The organism is Ensifer sp. NPDC090286, from assembly GCF_044769565.1.
Classification (GTDB): Bacteria; Pseudomonadota; Alphaproteobacteria; order Rhizobiales; family Rhizobiaceae; genus Ensifer.
In genome coordinates, this window is record NZ_JBIVYF010000004.1 from 219242 (window position 1) to 232057 (window position 12816).

Consider the following 12816-nt stretch of genomic DNA (forward strand, 5'->3'; position numbering starts at 1 on the left):
GACATGATCGACGACCCACAAAGCCGCAGACCACAGCAGCAGCCGGATGTCTGGCGCTCGGATGAGGGAGACCCAAACCTCGGGCGGCCCCAAAACCAAGTGCCGGACCACGACGCCGACGAGGATGCCGAGTATGGCAGTCGCTCCAGCCACGCAAAGGCGGTAGCGGCCAAGGCGATGGATGACGAAAAAGGCGCACTTGCGCAACAGTTGCGCGGGCTTGCCGGCGCCATGGAGAGAGTCGGCTCCGAGCTCTCTCATTCGGACCAGCCTGCGCTTGGTCGCTACACCCAAAGCCTCGGCCGCTCAGTCGGTCGCCTGGCCCGCGATTGCGACAATCGGGATCTCGGAGAAATCGCGGCGCTGGCGGAAGATTTCGGGCGGAGGCAGCCACTTGCTTTCCTCGGCATGGCTGCGATCGCGGGACTGGCGGCAAGTCGTTTTTTGAGTGCGTCGGCCAAGAGGTCGGACGAAACGCCGTCGACTACCCGCACTGAAGGCAAGGCCTTTGAAAGGAAGGTGCGCGATGCTTAACTCACGAGACGACCGTTCTTTGTCGGACCTCATGGCGGGACTGGTGAGCGACATCGCCGGCCTGTTCCGCAAAGAGATCGATCTGGCGAAGGCTGAGGCAAGCGAAAACTTCTCCCGCGCAATCGGAAGCATCGAGACGCTCCTCATCGGGCTGGTCTTTGCCATCGCGGCCATCGGCGTGCTTTTGAGCGCAGTGGTGGAGGCGGTCGGGGCCTTCATGATCGGCCAAGGAATGCAAGAGGCCAATGCCCATGCGCTCTCAGCGGTCCTAGTCGGGCTTTTGGTGGGCGTTCTCGCGTGGGTGATGATTTCCCGAAGCCTCGCCACGCTTTCACACCGCAGCATTCGCTTCGATAAAACCGCGGCCTCGCTCCAGCGCGACCTCGACGTGGCCAAGGAGACAGTGAAATGAGCTCCGATACACCTTCATCCGCAGAACTTCAGCGGGAAATCGAAACCGATCGCCAAAGGATCGAAGAACGTCTCCATGCCATTCAGGAGCGAATGTCACCTGGCGAGTTGATGGACGAGTTCATCGCCTACGCGAAAGGAAGTGGTGGTGCCGAATTCCTCGGCAACCTCAGCGGCGCCATGAAAGCAAATCCAATTCCGGTAGCGCTGACGGGGATCGGCCTTGCTTGGCTACTTGCCGATCCTGGCTCGAGGGCGCCCCAAGCTTCTGCCGTCGATCCAGGGATGGACGACTATCCGCTCGCCCCAATCAAGGGCAACATGCGCCGAGTGGGGCCGGTCGAGGCGAATTTCGGCGACCGTTACAGCCATTTCGAAGATCAAGGCGGTAGCCGCTTTCGGGCGAGAACTGACGCCGCTGGCCGCAGGGCGGGTCACTTCGTTGATCCAAGCGGGACGGTCTATCGCGGTTTCGCTGACGCTTCCGGTCAGGCAATCGACGACATACGGGACGAGACCGGCAGCTTGTTCGATGAAGCAACCGGTTGGGCGTCGGCGACGTGGCGCGAAGTGAAAGGCACGGCAAGCGGGATTTCCGGCACCGTCTCGAACGCCGGCCGCTCGGCCGCCGATAGTGTTCGCAGTGTCCGCCAAAGCGCCCAGAACCACGGTGCGGAACTGAATGCGGTTCTTGTCAAGACTTTTCGTGACCAGCCCCTTGTTGGCGGCGCGCTCGCGTTTGCGATTGGTGCAGCTATCGGAGCAGCATTGCCTGCGACTGATTTTGAGGATGAGGCGGCCGGCGAAGCTTCGGATCGCCTCCGCGATCACCTTGCAACAACGGCCGACGCAGTCGCGGAAGGTGCCATCGAGGGTGCCAAAGGTGCGATCGATGAGGTTGACCGGTCCGAACACGACCAAAAGTAGGCCTGGCCCAGGGCTTGCGCCAGTGCATGCTCAAGGTTGAGCGCACCGGTGTTTCCTCTTCTCAGTCAAAGGAGATTTGAATGACGGCTCCTACCGCACAGAAGCAGCGCAAGATCCAGAAACAGGTGGAAAACGCCGACAGGAAGGAAGAGGATCAAAAGCCGCGCGGCGCCATGCAAGCGGGTGCGCGGCATTATCCTGAACCTCCCTTTCCGAAGGTTCATCAGGCCAAACCGGGATCGGAGGCCGATCTGCCGCTTGCGCCGATGTATGACGCGCCCTTCTACAAGGGATCGGAAAAGCTGAAAGGCAAGGTTGCGCTGATTACCGGAGGCGACTCCGGAATCGGGCGGGCGGTTGCCATCCTTTTTGCACGTGAGGGAGCAGACATTGCCTTCGTACACCTGGATGAAGGGAAAGATGCTGCCGATACAAAAGCTGCAGTGGAGGCGGAGGGCCGTCAATGCCTCGTGAAAAAAGGCGACGTCAAAGAAGACGAATTTTGCCGAACGGTCGTGAAGGAAACGGTTGAGACGTTCGGACGCTTGGACATTCTTGTCAACAATGCCGCGTTCCAGGTTCACGCAAAGGACATCGAAGACCTGACTGCGGAACACTTCGACGAGACGTTGAAGACGAACCTCTATGGATATTTCTACATGGCGAAGGCGGCCATTCCTCATCTTGGGAACGGTTCTTCGATTATCAACACGGGATCTGTGACAGGGCTCATGGGATCAAAGGACCTACTCGACTACTCGATGACGAAAGGCGGCATTCATGCTTTCACGCGCGCCTTGTCTGGTCACCTCATTTCCAAAGGCATCCGCGTCAACGCGGTCGCTCCCGGTCCTGTGTGGACACCCCTCAACCCTTCCGACAAGGAAGCTGGAGACGTGGAGGCGTTCGGGTCCAAAACGCCGATGAAGCGGGCTGCCCAGCCAGAGGAGATTGCCCCCGCTTACGTCTTCCTCGCATCGCCGCAGATGTCGAGCTACATCACCGGCGAAATACTACCCATCATTGGCGGCTACTGATTGCATCCGGGGTAGTCGCTGACGCTTAGAGCCTTCGTGCGGGCAAGCCGCTCGCGAGTAGATAGTTGAGACGCGCCCGGCGGCGGCAACCTTTTTTGGAACCGCCGGTCCCTGCGCGCAGTTGGGAAGTCAATTCTCTGTTGGGCAACCGGAATGAGATCGAAGAAATGGATTCACCTCTGCATCGATATGCAGCGCATGTTCGAAGACGAGACGCCATGGCAGGCAAGATGGATGCCCAAAATTGCCGACCAGGTGATCGAGGTCGCAACGCGCTTTCCCGAGCGGACGATTTTTACGCGTTTCGTTCCCCCCGATGCTCCCGAGGAGATGCCGGGTATGTGGCGCGACTACTACAAAAAATGGCCGATGATGACGGCAAGACAGATAGACCCGGACCTTATCAAACTTATTGGTCCACTTCAGCGGCTGGTGCCGCCTGCGCGCATTTTGAATAAGCGCACCTATTCGCCATGGCTCAGCGGTCGCCTTGAGCGAACGCTGAATTATGAAGGTGTAGAGACGATTGTTGTGACGGGCGGCGAAACTGATGTTTGCGTCATGTCAGCAGTGCTGGGCGCCATTGATTTGGGCTACGGTGTGGTGCTGCTGAAAGACGGCGTTTACAGCGGGCTCGACCAAACTCACGACGCTTCACTCGAACTCCTCGGTAACCGCTTTTCCGTCCAGCTCGAACTTGCAACCGTCGAAGAATGGTTAGGCGCGGCCTCCAAGAGGTAGTGAGCGGCGCGCTCCGCCATGGAACGCAGAACGCGGCGCTCGAAAGTCAAACTGGGCCGATCACATGGCGTCCTTGTCTTTCATCGCATTTTCCATGCGGGTCTTGCATTTCTGCGCATCATTGGCAGCCATTGCTTCCTTGGCCATCGCCATTTCCTTTTTTGTCGCGTCCGTGATCGAGTTTACGTCGGTCTCCAATTTCGTCATACCGCTTTGGTCACAGACCATGTCGGCCTGTGCAAGCGCGGAACCTGCGCATGCAACAACAATGGCTGCCGCGATCAGAATTCTGTCGAGCATTGGACTTACCTCGTCAGTTGATAGATCCGCTCCAACCAGCTGAATGGCAATACGTTCCGCAGTGACGGCGGCGCTAACCGCGCGCAAACGAATTGGTCAAGCGGCGGCAACGAAAAGGGCTATCCCGGCCGCGATCAGACCCAACCCAGCCCAATTTCGTTTGGGCCCGAGGAAACTGAGACCCTGGCCCTGAGGTTCCAAGGTCGGGGGGCTGTTGGTCGCCGGATTGTGAGGACGGCTTAAGGGCCGACCGGCAAGAGCCTCCCAACACAGCAGAAGTACGCCGACAACGATGCTACCGGCAGCCATGATGTAAATCGACATTCCTACCTCCCTTGTCCGGACCCCTCATGGCGCACCTGAAGGATAGATCGGTGTTGTGATTGCCTCACGCGGCGGTGCGCTTTCCGTCCCAGATCCTTGGTACAACCCGCCAGGCAGGAAATGGTTCTTGGCTGGGTCGCCATGCGGCGCAGACGAGTTCAGCCCTAGGGGAACATCGGGAAGCTCAGCCGGTTCGGTTGCGCAGAAGGGACGACCTTACCTGGAGCATCACAATGACCAGCATTTCATCAAAAGCGTTGTTTTTCTAAGTCGGGCATGCCGGCCCTTGCCCAGACCGAGCGACCCGCCAAGGGTCAGTCGGCCGAATGCCCGGCGGAACGACCTGTCCGCAGGCCAGCGGCAACGCTCCCAGTTCAGCCCCGCTCCATTCCGATTTGAAGAGAAGCTGATGGGCGCTTGCCAGCGCCGGGGTCTGCGACGTTTTGGATGATCGCGGTATCGTCGACAAGCCGGCAAGGATGTCCGAGCTTGTCCACGCCGCAAGGCTCCTCAACCAGGCCATCCTGGCGAACTGGCTCCTTCCAGAACCCGCCTCAGCCGGTGTCCGCCGCGATCGATCAAATGTCCGCTAACGGAGCGCCTCGTCGCAGCAGCGGCACGACCGTTGACCGCGGTCGTTCCAGCCACATGGCGTTTTCGAACAAGGTCGCTTCGTCGCATATGCCATTGCGGTATTGCCCCGTCAGATAGCCGGCCAACCGAGCGGCCCTCTTTCCGTCCTTCGGGATATTGCGCCAGAGACAGACGCGATCGAACGTCCGTTGCAGCATTTCCAATTCAGCTTGACCGATCTGGTGATCGGACACCTGTGAACCTGCTTCCACCATTCAACCCTCCCTTGGTCATGGAGAAAACTGTAGCTGGTCAGGCAACGCGAACGCTGTTTGAAACTCAGGTAATTTAGATGCCTGCAAGCGCCGGCGACTCCGGAGTTCTTCACTGCAGGAAGGTTCAAACAAGCGGCTCTGAAAAAGGTTCCATGGGTTTCGATGATCGTTATCGGGGAGTGGGCTGGCAGCGTTCGCGATCGTGCCATCAAGGAAATCTTGAGAGTGTCGACGACAGACGTTCGGCCCCTGGGAACATGTTCGAGGCTTCATTGTTCGGGCATCGAACGAGGAGAAGACCAATGAAAACGATCACGCTTATGGCGGCGGCCCTCCTTGCCGCCACGTCCGCCTTTGCCCAGTCAGCGGCGGAGAAATCTGGAATAAACAGTCTGGTGGGAGCCGCTCCGAAGACGGAGGATTTCGTCAAGGAAGTCTCTATGAGCGATATCTTTGAAATCGAAACAAGCAAACTTGCCGTCGAGCGCACCGACGCGGGCACGAAGGCATTTGCTCAGCAGATGGTCCAGGATCATCAAAAGACGACCGGTGAATTGAAGCAGCTTGTCGACAGCGGCAAAGTCAAGGTTTCGCCGGCGGCTGCGATGTCCGACGACCAGAACGAGGCACTCGGTGATTTGAAGGCCCTGCAAGGGGCGGAGTTCAAAAAACAATATCGCGACGACCAGATCGAAGCGCATGAAGATGCCGTCGATATCTTTGGACGCTACGCCGAAAACGGTGAGAACGCCGCACTAAAGGCATGGGCGGCCCAAACGCTGCCGGCCCTGCAGCATCATCTGGAGATGGCCAAGGCGCTCGCCGACTAGCCGCGCGGCGTGGGCGCAAAACGGAGGGTCGCATGCCCAAAGTGCAATATGAGGTTGTCGAGCATGATGACGGGTGGGCCTACAAGGTCGAGGAAGCCTTTTCCGAGACGTTTCCGTCGCAAACCGATGCGCTGGCTGCAGCGCGGATCGCTGCGGCCAACCACAGGATCCCGGGCGTTGACGAGCACATCGAGTTTCAGGATCCGGACGGTCGCTGGCATATCCAGATCGCCTCGGGCCTCGATCGGCCGCAAACCGAAGTCGCGCCGCACGAGGAGATCGATCTGCGGCGAGGGGAGGGGGGTGGTCCGCTGAAAACGTTCCTGCTTGCCACCAGCGCCGCGCTGGCGGTCGCCTACATTCTTCGCCATCTGCAACGCCGTTGAGCAGCGCACATGCGCGGTCAAAGGGAGGAATACCCATGTACGGTCGGGAGCTGCCTTGGGGCGTACCGTTATCCGTGCGATTGCAGTCCGGCGCCGAGCGTCTGTTTTCTACCGTTTTCGATGCGCTGGATTTTCTCGAAAACGAATGGCCCGTACGCAACGGTCAGACCTACAAGGCGGCAGTGGACAGCTGCAGGGAAGCGTTGAACGGTCGCGCACCGGCTTCCGTCGCGCGGGAAGCGTTCGTCGGCGCTTGCATCGAGGCCGGCATGACGCCAACACCCGTCGGGGTCTTTTCATCGTCCCCGTCGCGACTGGCAAGGCTCTGACGCTGCCGCCGTCGGGCCGCGTTTCCGGCGTGTCAGTGGTACTCGGGCGCTTTGTCATGAACAAGACAGCCAGGAGGAACCGAAGATGGCACCACCCAAGGAAATGGACGAGGTGCTGAGACTTCTGCCGCTCAGGATCGGCGCCTACGTCCCGGATGATCTGCTTGAAGACTGGTTTGCGCCGGGAAAAGGCATGAGCCCGCCCGCTACGGTCGCCATTGCGGCCGCAGGCGCCTATGGCAGGAAATTTGAATGCGAGTTCAAGCACTATCGCGAACGCAAGGAAGGAGTGTTCTGGAAATGGGTACCGGCAATCTGATTGGCCAGCCGTTGGAAGCGAAGGCAATCGCCTCTGTCCTCGAAGAACTGGAACGGCAAGCCGCGAAGGCGCCGGACCAGCTCTCCGTAGAGCGGCGAGGCGACCGTGTCGATGTCAGAGGGGAAATAGACGTGGATGCGCTGGTCATGGTCGTCGTCGGCTCGATGGCCGGCGGACCTTGACGATGTTGCGCGCAAAACCGCGCCGCGCCGTGAGGCGGTTGTCCATGCTCGACCATGGGGTGGCCGGGCTCGGGCTTATCGAACGCAGCCTGGCCATGGCCGAACGACACGTTCAGGACGCTACGCAACATGTGATGTTTCAAAGGAAAATTGTCGACGCGCTCGAAAAAGCCGCCTGCGACGGCCGATTTGCCCGAGCGTTGTTGGCGACATTCGAACGTTCGCGGGCGCTCCACATTGAGGATCGCAACCGCCTTCGAGGAATCAGAGCCGAGACCGAGCTGATGGTCTTGTACGCGTTGCTGATATGCCAGAGACTGGACCGACTGCAGAGCAGGATCCGCAGTGCGGGCGTTGGATGAGGTTCGACGTCTCGCGGTCGGCAGGCAGGGCGAAAGCGCCATGCCTCGTGGCCGATGAGCGTTCAGGCACACAAGCGGCAACGCCCGTGTCCAACACTAAGATTTGACTGACGTTTCCCGACTCCACAGACGCAGCCTCCGACAGTTCTTTATGAAGGCAGTGACCGATTTTTCTGCGTCGAGTGCAATCAGTCCTTCATCCATTTCGGGTTCAATGCCGGCTCGCGCGAGAAGCGGAAGAGCCTCGGTGGAAAAGCCGATGAACTTGCAATGCGCAAAGGCATCCGCGACGAAATCGCGGGCTGCAGCTTCACCGGCAAGGCGTTCGGCTCCCTCGTTAGACAGGATCAGTGCGACGGCGTCGAAAAGGACCGATGGGCCTCCGTCGATCATGTGCTTGCCGACGATCCAGCTGCCATCTGCAGCTTCTACGCCGCCGACTTTCGGTGCCACGACATCCATCTCGGCGCCTTCCTTTTCAATGGCCGACTGCAGCGCCTTCACCAGCCCGGCATCCGCCCCCGCCGTCACCAATACGCCAAGCTTTCGCCCGGCAAAGCTATTCGGTCCATTCTCGATAATGCTAAGGGCAGGCGAGGCGGGGAGGTCGTCGCGGGGCGGTATGGCCGCATCGGCGAATTTGGGGAGTGTCGCGATCCCGAGCTTGTCGGCAACGGTGGTGGCAAGGGTCTCGTCGACATTGAGAAGGTGGGAAACCATGCGCTCGCGGATAACGGGGTTCTCGCATTTCGCCAGTTCGAACGTCAGGGCCATGGCGATATGGCGCTGCTCGGTTGCGGTCTGGCTGATGAAGAACTGGCGCGCCTGGCTATAGTGATCTGCAAAGCTCTCGGCACGCAGGCGAACCTTTGTCCCTTTTTCCTCGGCTGCAAACGTGGGGAATCCTTTTTGAGGGCTTTCTCGCGGACCTTCACCCCAGGAGTTCGGCTGGTAGTTGGCCCGTCCGACCGGATTGCGCATCGCCATGTGCCCGTCCTGCTGGAAGTGATGGAACGGACATTTGGGGGCGTTGACTGGAAGGTGCGTGAAATTTGGGCTGCCGAGACGCTTCAACTGCGTGTCGAGGTAGGAGAAATTCCGCCCCTGTAGCAGCGGGTCGTTGGAGAAGTCGATGCCGGGCGGCACGTTTTGGGTCATGAACGCGACCTGTTCGGTCTCCGCGAAGAAATTGTCGGGCATGCGGTCAAGGACAAGCCGTCCGACCGGAAGCGGCTTTACAATCTCTTCAGGGATTATCTTCGTCGGATCGAGGACATCGAAGTCGAAGCTGTCAGCGAAATCCTGGTCGAAAAGTTGCAGTTGCAGTTCCCATTCGGGGAAGTTGCCGGATTGGATCGCGTTCCAGAGATCGCGTCTGTGAAAATCCGGATCGGCGCCGTTGATCTTGACCGCTTCGTTCCACACAACCGACTGCAGTCCGAGCTTCGGCTTCCAGATGAACTTGACGAAGGTTGATTCGCCCTTCGCGTTGACGAGCCGGAACGTATGCACGCCAAAGCCTTCCATGAACCGGAAGGAGCGGGGGATGGCCCGGTCCGACATCACCCACATGATCATGTGCATCGATTCCGGTGTGAGCGAGATGAAATCCCAGAAATTGTCGTGCGCCGACTGGGCCTGGGGGAAAGCCCGGTCAGGCTCAGGCTTTACGGCGTGGATGATGTCGGGAAACTTGATCGCGTCCTGGATGAAGAAGACGGGAATGTTGTTGCCAACGAGGTCCCAGTTGCCTTCTTTGGTGTAGAACTTGACGGCAAAGCCGCGCACGTCGCGCGCAAGGTCGAAAGAACCCTTCGAGCCGGCGACGGTTGAAAACCGCACGAAGACGGGCGTCTTTTCGCCTGCCCTTTGAAAGATGTCGGCACGGGTATAGGCGGCAAGGGACTCATAGGTTTCGAAGAATCCATGGGCACCGTAGCCACGCGCATGCACCACGCGCTCCGGGATGCGTTCATGATCGAAATGAAAGATCTTTTCGCGGAAGTGAAAGTCCTCGACGAGCGTTGGCCCGCGCTCGCCGATCTTTAAGGTGTTTTGATCGTCGGTAATGGGGCCACCCTGCGCGGTCGTCATAACCTCGTAGTTCTCGTCGGCAATCTGATGGAGTTCTCCGCCGCTGCCGCGTGACAGCTTCTGATCGTGAATCGTTGCGCGCTTGTCGGGTGCCTGCTTTGCAGATTTAGCCATGCCGAGATTCCTTAATTCAAAGAGAGATCAAGCTTAGTATCGGCTCAAAACCTTCTGAGCGCGCCGATGTTCCAGGAATTCGGCACGCACGGGTCCAAAGCGGGGCCACGATCAACAAGTGAGCGAGCGCTGGCGCGCGGTGGGGCCGATTTTTACTGGCAACGGCTCTTTCTTGCGTTTCTCTCCCCATGCGTGTTCTGCAACAATGCATGCGAGCGCCGCGCCGCTTTCTCACATCGGGCATGGAGCACTTCCAGTTCCTCGTCGGTCAACCTCTCAATGCCGACGAATTCGTTTTCGGCATCGCTGAACAGAATGATCTCGTCGAGCTTAGCCTGAAGTGCCGCGCCGTCGCGGTTTTGGGTGTTCTGGATGAGGAACACCATCAGAAACGTGACAATCGTGGTGCCCGTGTTGATAACCAGTTGCCATGTTTCGGAGAAGCCGAAAAACGGGCCCGACACCTCCCATACGAGAACGGCCGAAACACAGAGAATAAAGGCGAGGGGGCTTCCGGTGGCATGCGCAGTCGCGGTTGCGAACCTTGCGAAGAAGCGATCCATAATGCGGCCTCCAGGTCACAGGCATCGACAAAACCGCTTTCGGCCCTTGATGTTCCGAAGGTGGTCGCTCCGGAACACGCGCAACGATTTGCGGTTCGGTCGTCTCGCAAAGCGTATCGATGCGCAGGATGCTATGTCCTCTTCTCGGCAAGCTCGACATACCGGGGACGTCTGACGCTCCGTCCGGAATGGGTAAGTGGGATGAGCGCGGAACCGAGGGCCCGACATCGACCTCCAGGGTGGCGTGAACGGCCTGAGCCGCCGCCCGTGATTGTCTAATGGCTGCGAATTCGCAGTCGCCTGAAGGCCCTGTCCCTTGACCCCAACCACGCACGCGTGAGGCGTCCCTCAGCAGATCAACGGAACCAGACAGGCAACTCGCATGCGTCGTTCATCTCGGAGCACGCTGCTTTGAACCCCAACTCCTCCCATGCATAGCGCTGCGCCGCAACACGGGCTGCGTCCCTGTCAGGGTAGCTATCGGGCATCACATATTCATTCGGGCCACAAGATAAGAGGGCACGGCGGCTCAAGGGGTCGAAATGAAGTTCGAGACGGTGTTGCGCGACCATAGGGAAATCTCCGATCAAGGGCCTTAAAACCGGTGCGGGGCCAAATGGTTCCAACCTGGTTGGCGTGTTGCAAGGTCGACGCACGGGTGGAGCGACGATCAGTTCTATAGGCGCTCGACCACGTATCGCTTGCTGTTCGGGACGGCGTCCTTTGGCTTTTGTGTCGGCACCTTCGCCTGGATTTCGGTCGCGAGGTCATCGAGATACTCAAGCGCCTCATCGAGCGCGATTGTCGATATCGTGCTGCGGGCGTCGGCGCTTTGTCGAAGATCGTTTCTGACGTCCTCCAGCGCCTTGTCGATAAAGCGGCAGGGATCCGCCCTCTCCGCGGCGGCCCACCAAAGCAGACGGCAGATCAACTGCTCGTTGACGCGCATAGCCGTCACTGCTTGGCTGAGCATCAGGTTCAATTTCTGGGCCGTTGCGGCCTTGATCTTGCGGGACATGGGACCGTCTTTCCGCCTCCGATAAAGGTCTGTGTGATGGTTTTCAAACCGCAAACCGGGGGGATGGTTCCAAAGGCCCATCAACCTATCCAGCCGAAATTGCGCGTGCGCCTTGTGCCCAACGCCGATCGCTGACGCAGTTCGCGGCTACGGCGACCCCGGGGGCAATAAACTGGGAAAGGGTAACCTTTGTCCGACGGGAACGTTCAAAGGAGAACCGGGTTGGAGGTGGTTCGTTACACGATAAAGGAGGCTGTTATGCCGGAAAAGACACTCGATGTCCTCTTCCACGAGACTTTGAAAGACATTTACTATGCGGAGAGACAGATCCTCAAGGCACTGCCGAAGATGGCACGTGCCGCGCAATCGGCAGATACGAAAGCGGCATTCGAAAAGCACCGCGAAGAGACCGAAGGTCATGTGGAGCGGTTACAGCAGGTATTCGAGATTGTCGGAAAGCGAGCACAGGGCAAAACCTGTGAGGCTATCCAGGGGATCATTGCGGAAGGCGAGGAGATCATTGAGGAGTTCAAGGGAAGCCCGGCGCTTGATGCCGGCCTGATCTCGGCTGCTCAAGCGGTCGAACACTACGAGATTGCGCGCTACGGGACCCTCAAGACCTGGGCTCAGCAGCTTGCACTAAACGAAGCGGCTCTGTTGCTCGACCAGACGCTTCAGGAGGAGGGGGCTACGGACAAAGCACTGAGCAAGCTGGCTGTATCCGCAGCTAACGTCCAGGCGAAGAATACGGCATAAGTCTCGCGTGCGCAGGATGCGATGCGTCCTGCGCACGGACTGGCTCGGCTCCTCATTCCAAATCATTTAAGGCAAGTTCGCGCTAGTCGGACGTTCCAGTTTGGCTGTTCGGCGCGTTAACCGGTTTTGACTCCGGCGATCCGCGATAGCGTAGAAAGATGGAAAGCACGACGAGCACCATTGTCGACAGAAACTCCGATTGCCAGTTCTGAAACGATTCGAACCAGAATTCCGCGTCCCCGACATGCTCAAGAATTCGCACGGGAAGGCCGCCATGGCGCAAGGCATCCTCACCTGCGGCACGCGCGCTGAAAACCAGATGGAGCGCGAAGGACGCCAGGAATAGCGTTGCCAGGACAATGCCGAGTGAATAGGCGTAGAGCGGGTGCGCTCGATCACGCTGCCGTTTGTCGCTTGGAGCATCGGGATCCTTCGATTCAGCCGAACCACGTTGAAAGAAGTACGCCGTCAGACAAACATAGGCCGACATCTGTAGAAATTCGCTTTCCCAGTTTTCAAAGAGTGCCGAAAGGAAATGGCCGCTCGACAGGTACTGAATAAAGGTGACGCCCGCGGCGTGATGGCGTGCCGCTTGCTCGGCAAACACCAGAAAGCCAGTGAGCGACATGGGGATAATCGTCGCAACCGATGCGCCCAGTAGAACGATGGTCAGCCCGTTATTGCGGAAGAAAGACATGGAATCGTCACCCTATGTTTCGTTCGATCAATGCGGTGGAGCCG

General features: G+C 58.8%; 18 protein-coding genes. 12 read left to right on the top strand and 6 right to left on the bottom strand.

Annotated elements, in window-relative coordinates:
* Nucleotides 1-3: 3 nt before the first annotated feature.
* From ACIQUG_RS21595 to ACIQUG_RS21615, 5 genes are all read left to right on the top strand, one after another.
* Complete coding sequence (locus ACIQUG_RS21595) at nucleotides 4-534, top strand: nutrient deprivation-induced protein (protein ID WP_402324005.1); 531 nt, start codon at nucleotides 4-6, stop codon at nucleotides 532-534.
* Nucleotides 527-946, top strand: a complete 420-nt coding sequence (locus ACIQUG_RS21600) for a phage holin family protein (RefSeq protein WP_192448773.1) — start codon at nucleotides 527-529, stop codon at nucleotides 944-946. Before ACIQUG_RS21595 ends, ACIQUG_RS21600 begins: the two co-directional genes overlap by 8 nt.
* A complete protein-coding gene (locus tag ACIQUG_RS21605) occupies nucleotides 943-1872 on the top strand; it encodes a DUF3618 domain-containing protein (protein WP_402324006.1) in 930 nt (309 codons plus the stop codon). Before ACIQUG_RS21600 ends, ACIQUG_RS21605 begins: the two co-directional genes overlap by 4 nt.
* 80 nt (nucleotides 1873-1952) lie before the next feature.
* Nucleotides 1953-2909 (top strand): SDR family oxidoreductase, encoded by a 957-nt coding sequence (locus ACIQUG_RS21610; protein WP_402324007.1) that lies wholly within the window; start codon nucleotides 1953-1955, stop codon nucleotides 2907-2909.
* Between the two features lie 153 nt (nucleotides 2910-3062).
* Nucleotides 3063-3650, top strand: coding sequence for a cysteine hydrolase family protein (locus ACIQUG_RS21615; RefSeq protein ID WP_402324009.1), 588 nt, complete (start codon nucleotides 3063-3065; stop codon nucleotides 3648-3650).
* Between the two features lie 60 nt (nucleotides 3651-3710).
* Here the strand turns inward: ACIQUG_RS21615 and ACIQUG_RS21620 are convergent, their stop codons facing one another.
* Both ACIQUG_RS21620 and ACIQUG_RS21625 read right to left on the bottom strand, forming a co-directional pair.
* The gene (locus tag ACIQUG_RS21620; RefSeq protein WP_402324011.1) at nucleotides 3711-3950 is read right to left on the bottom strand and encodes a hypothetical protein; all 240 of its coding nucleotides are present in this window, start codon (nucleotides 3948-3950) and stop codon (nucleotides 3711-3713) included.
* A gap of 902 nt (nucleotides 3951-4852) precedes the next feature.
* Nucleotides 4853-5122 carry a hypothetical protein gene (locus ACIQUG_RS21625; protein WP_402324012.1) on the bottom strand — a complete coding sequence of 90 codons (270 nt, stop codon included), beginning with the start codon at nucleotides 5120-5122 and terminating at the stop codon, nucleotides 4853-4855.
* 302 nt (nucleotides 5123-5424) lie between these two features.
* Here ACIQUG_RS21625 and ACIQUG_RS21630 point away from each other — a divergent pair, with 302 nt between their 5' ends.
* The 6 genes from ACIQUG_RS21630 to ACIQUG_RS21655 all read left to right on the top strand — a co-directional run bounded on the left by ACIQUG_RS21630 (nucleotide 5425) and on the right by ACIQUG_RS21655 (nucleotide 7530).
* Nucleotides 5425-5952, top strand: coding sequence for a DUF4142 domain-containing protein (locus ACIQUG_RS21630; RefSeq protein WP_402324013.1), 528 nt, complete (start codon nucleotides 5425-5427; stop codon nucleotides 5950-5952).
* 32 nt (nucleotides 5953-5984) lie between these two features.
* A complete protein-coding gene (locus ACIQUG_RS21635) occupies nucleotides 5985-6338 on the top strand; it encodes a DUF2188 domain-containing protein (protein WP_402324014.1) in 354 nt (117 codons plus the stop codon).
* 35 nt (nucleotides 6339-6373) lie between these two features.
* Entirely contained in the window at nucleotides 6374-6667 is a 294-nt protein-coding gene (locus ACIQUG_RS21640; protein ID WP_192448779.1) for a DUF982 domain-containing protein, read from the top strand.
* A gap of 85 nt (nucleotides 6668-6752) precedes the next feature.
* Complete coding sequence (locus ACIQUG_RS21645) at nucleotides 6753-6986, top strand: hypothetical protein (protein WP_402324015.1); 234 nt, start codon at nucleotides 6753-6755, stop codon at nucleotides 6984-6986.
* On the top strand, nucleotides 6968-7168 hold the full coding sequence (locus ACIQUG_RS21650) for a hypothetical protein (protein WP_402324017.1): 201 nt from the start codon (nucleotides 6968-6970) through the stop codon (nucleotides 7166-7168). The genes ACIQUG_RS21645 and ACIQUG_RS21650 overlap by 19 nt, the downstream gene beginning before the upstream one ends.
* 44 nt (nucleotides 7169-7212) lie before the next feature.
* Nucleotides 7213-7530, top strand: a complete 318-nt coding sequence (locus ACIQUG_RS21655; RefSeq protein ID WP_402324018.1) for a hypothetical protein — start codon at nucleotides 7213-7215, stop codon at nucleotides 7528-7530.
* 96 nt (nucleotides 7531-7626) lie between these two features.
* Here ACIQUG_RS21655 and ACIQUG_RS21660 read toward each other — a convergent pair whose 3' ends face one another.
* The 3 genes from ACIQUG_RS21660 to ACIQUG_RS21670 all read right to left on the bottom strand — a co-directional run bounded on the left by ACIQUG_RS21660 (nucleotide 7627) and on the right by ACIQUG_RS21670 (nucleotide 11400).
* Nucleotides 7627-9738 (bottom strand): catalase, encoded by a 2112-nt coding sequence (locus ACIQUG_RS21660; RefSeq protein WP_402324019.1) that lies wholly within the window; start codon nucleotides 9736-9738, stop codon nucleotides 7627-7629.
* Between the two features lie 152 nt (nucleotides 9739-9890).
* Nucleotides 9891-10301, bottom strand: coding sequence for a low affinity iron permease family protein (locus ACIQUG_RS21665; protein WP_402324020.1), 411 nt, complete (start codon nucleotides 10299-10301; stop codon nucleotides 9891-9893).
* 676 nt (nucleotides 10302-10977) lie between these two features.
* Nucleotides 10978-11400, bottom strand: a complete 423-nt coding sequence (locus ACIQUG_RS21670) for a hypothetical protein (RefSeq protein WP_402324021.1) — start codon at nucleotides 11398-11400, stop codon at nucleotides 10978-10980.
* Between the two features lie 177 nt (nucleotides 11401-11577).
* On the opposite strand from ACIQUG_RS21670, the gene ACIQUG_RS21675 reads away from it, so the two are divergent.
* A complete protein-coding gene (locus ACIQUG_RS21675) occupies nucleotides 11578-12075 on the top strand; it encodes a ferritin-like domain-containing protein (RefSeq protein WP_402324022.1) in 498 nt (165 codons plus the stop codon).
* An 82-nt stretch (nucleotides 12076-12157) separates the two neighbouring features.
* Here ACIQUG_RS21675 and ACIQUG_RS21680 read toward each other — a convergent pair whose 3' ends face one another.
* Nucleotides 12158-12772, bottom strand: coding sequence for a DUF6766 family protein (locus tag ACIQUG_RS21680; RefSeq protein WP_402324023.1), 615 nt, complete (start codon nucleotides 12770-12772; stop codon nucleotides 12158-12160).
* Nucleotides 12773-12816: the final 44 nt, after the last annotated feature.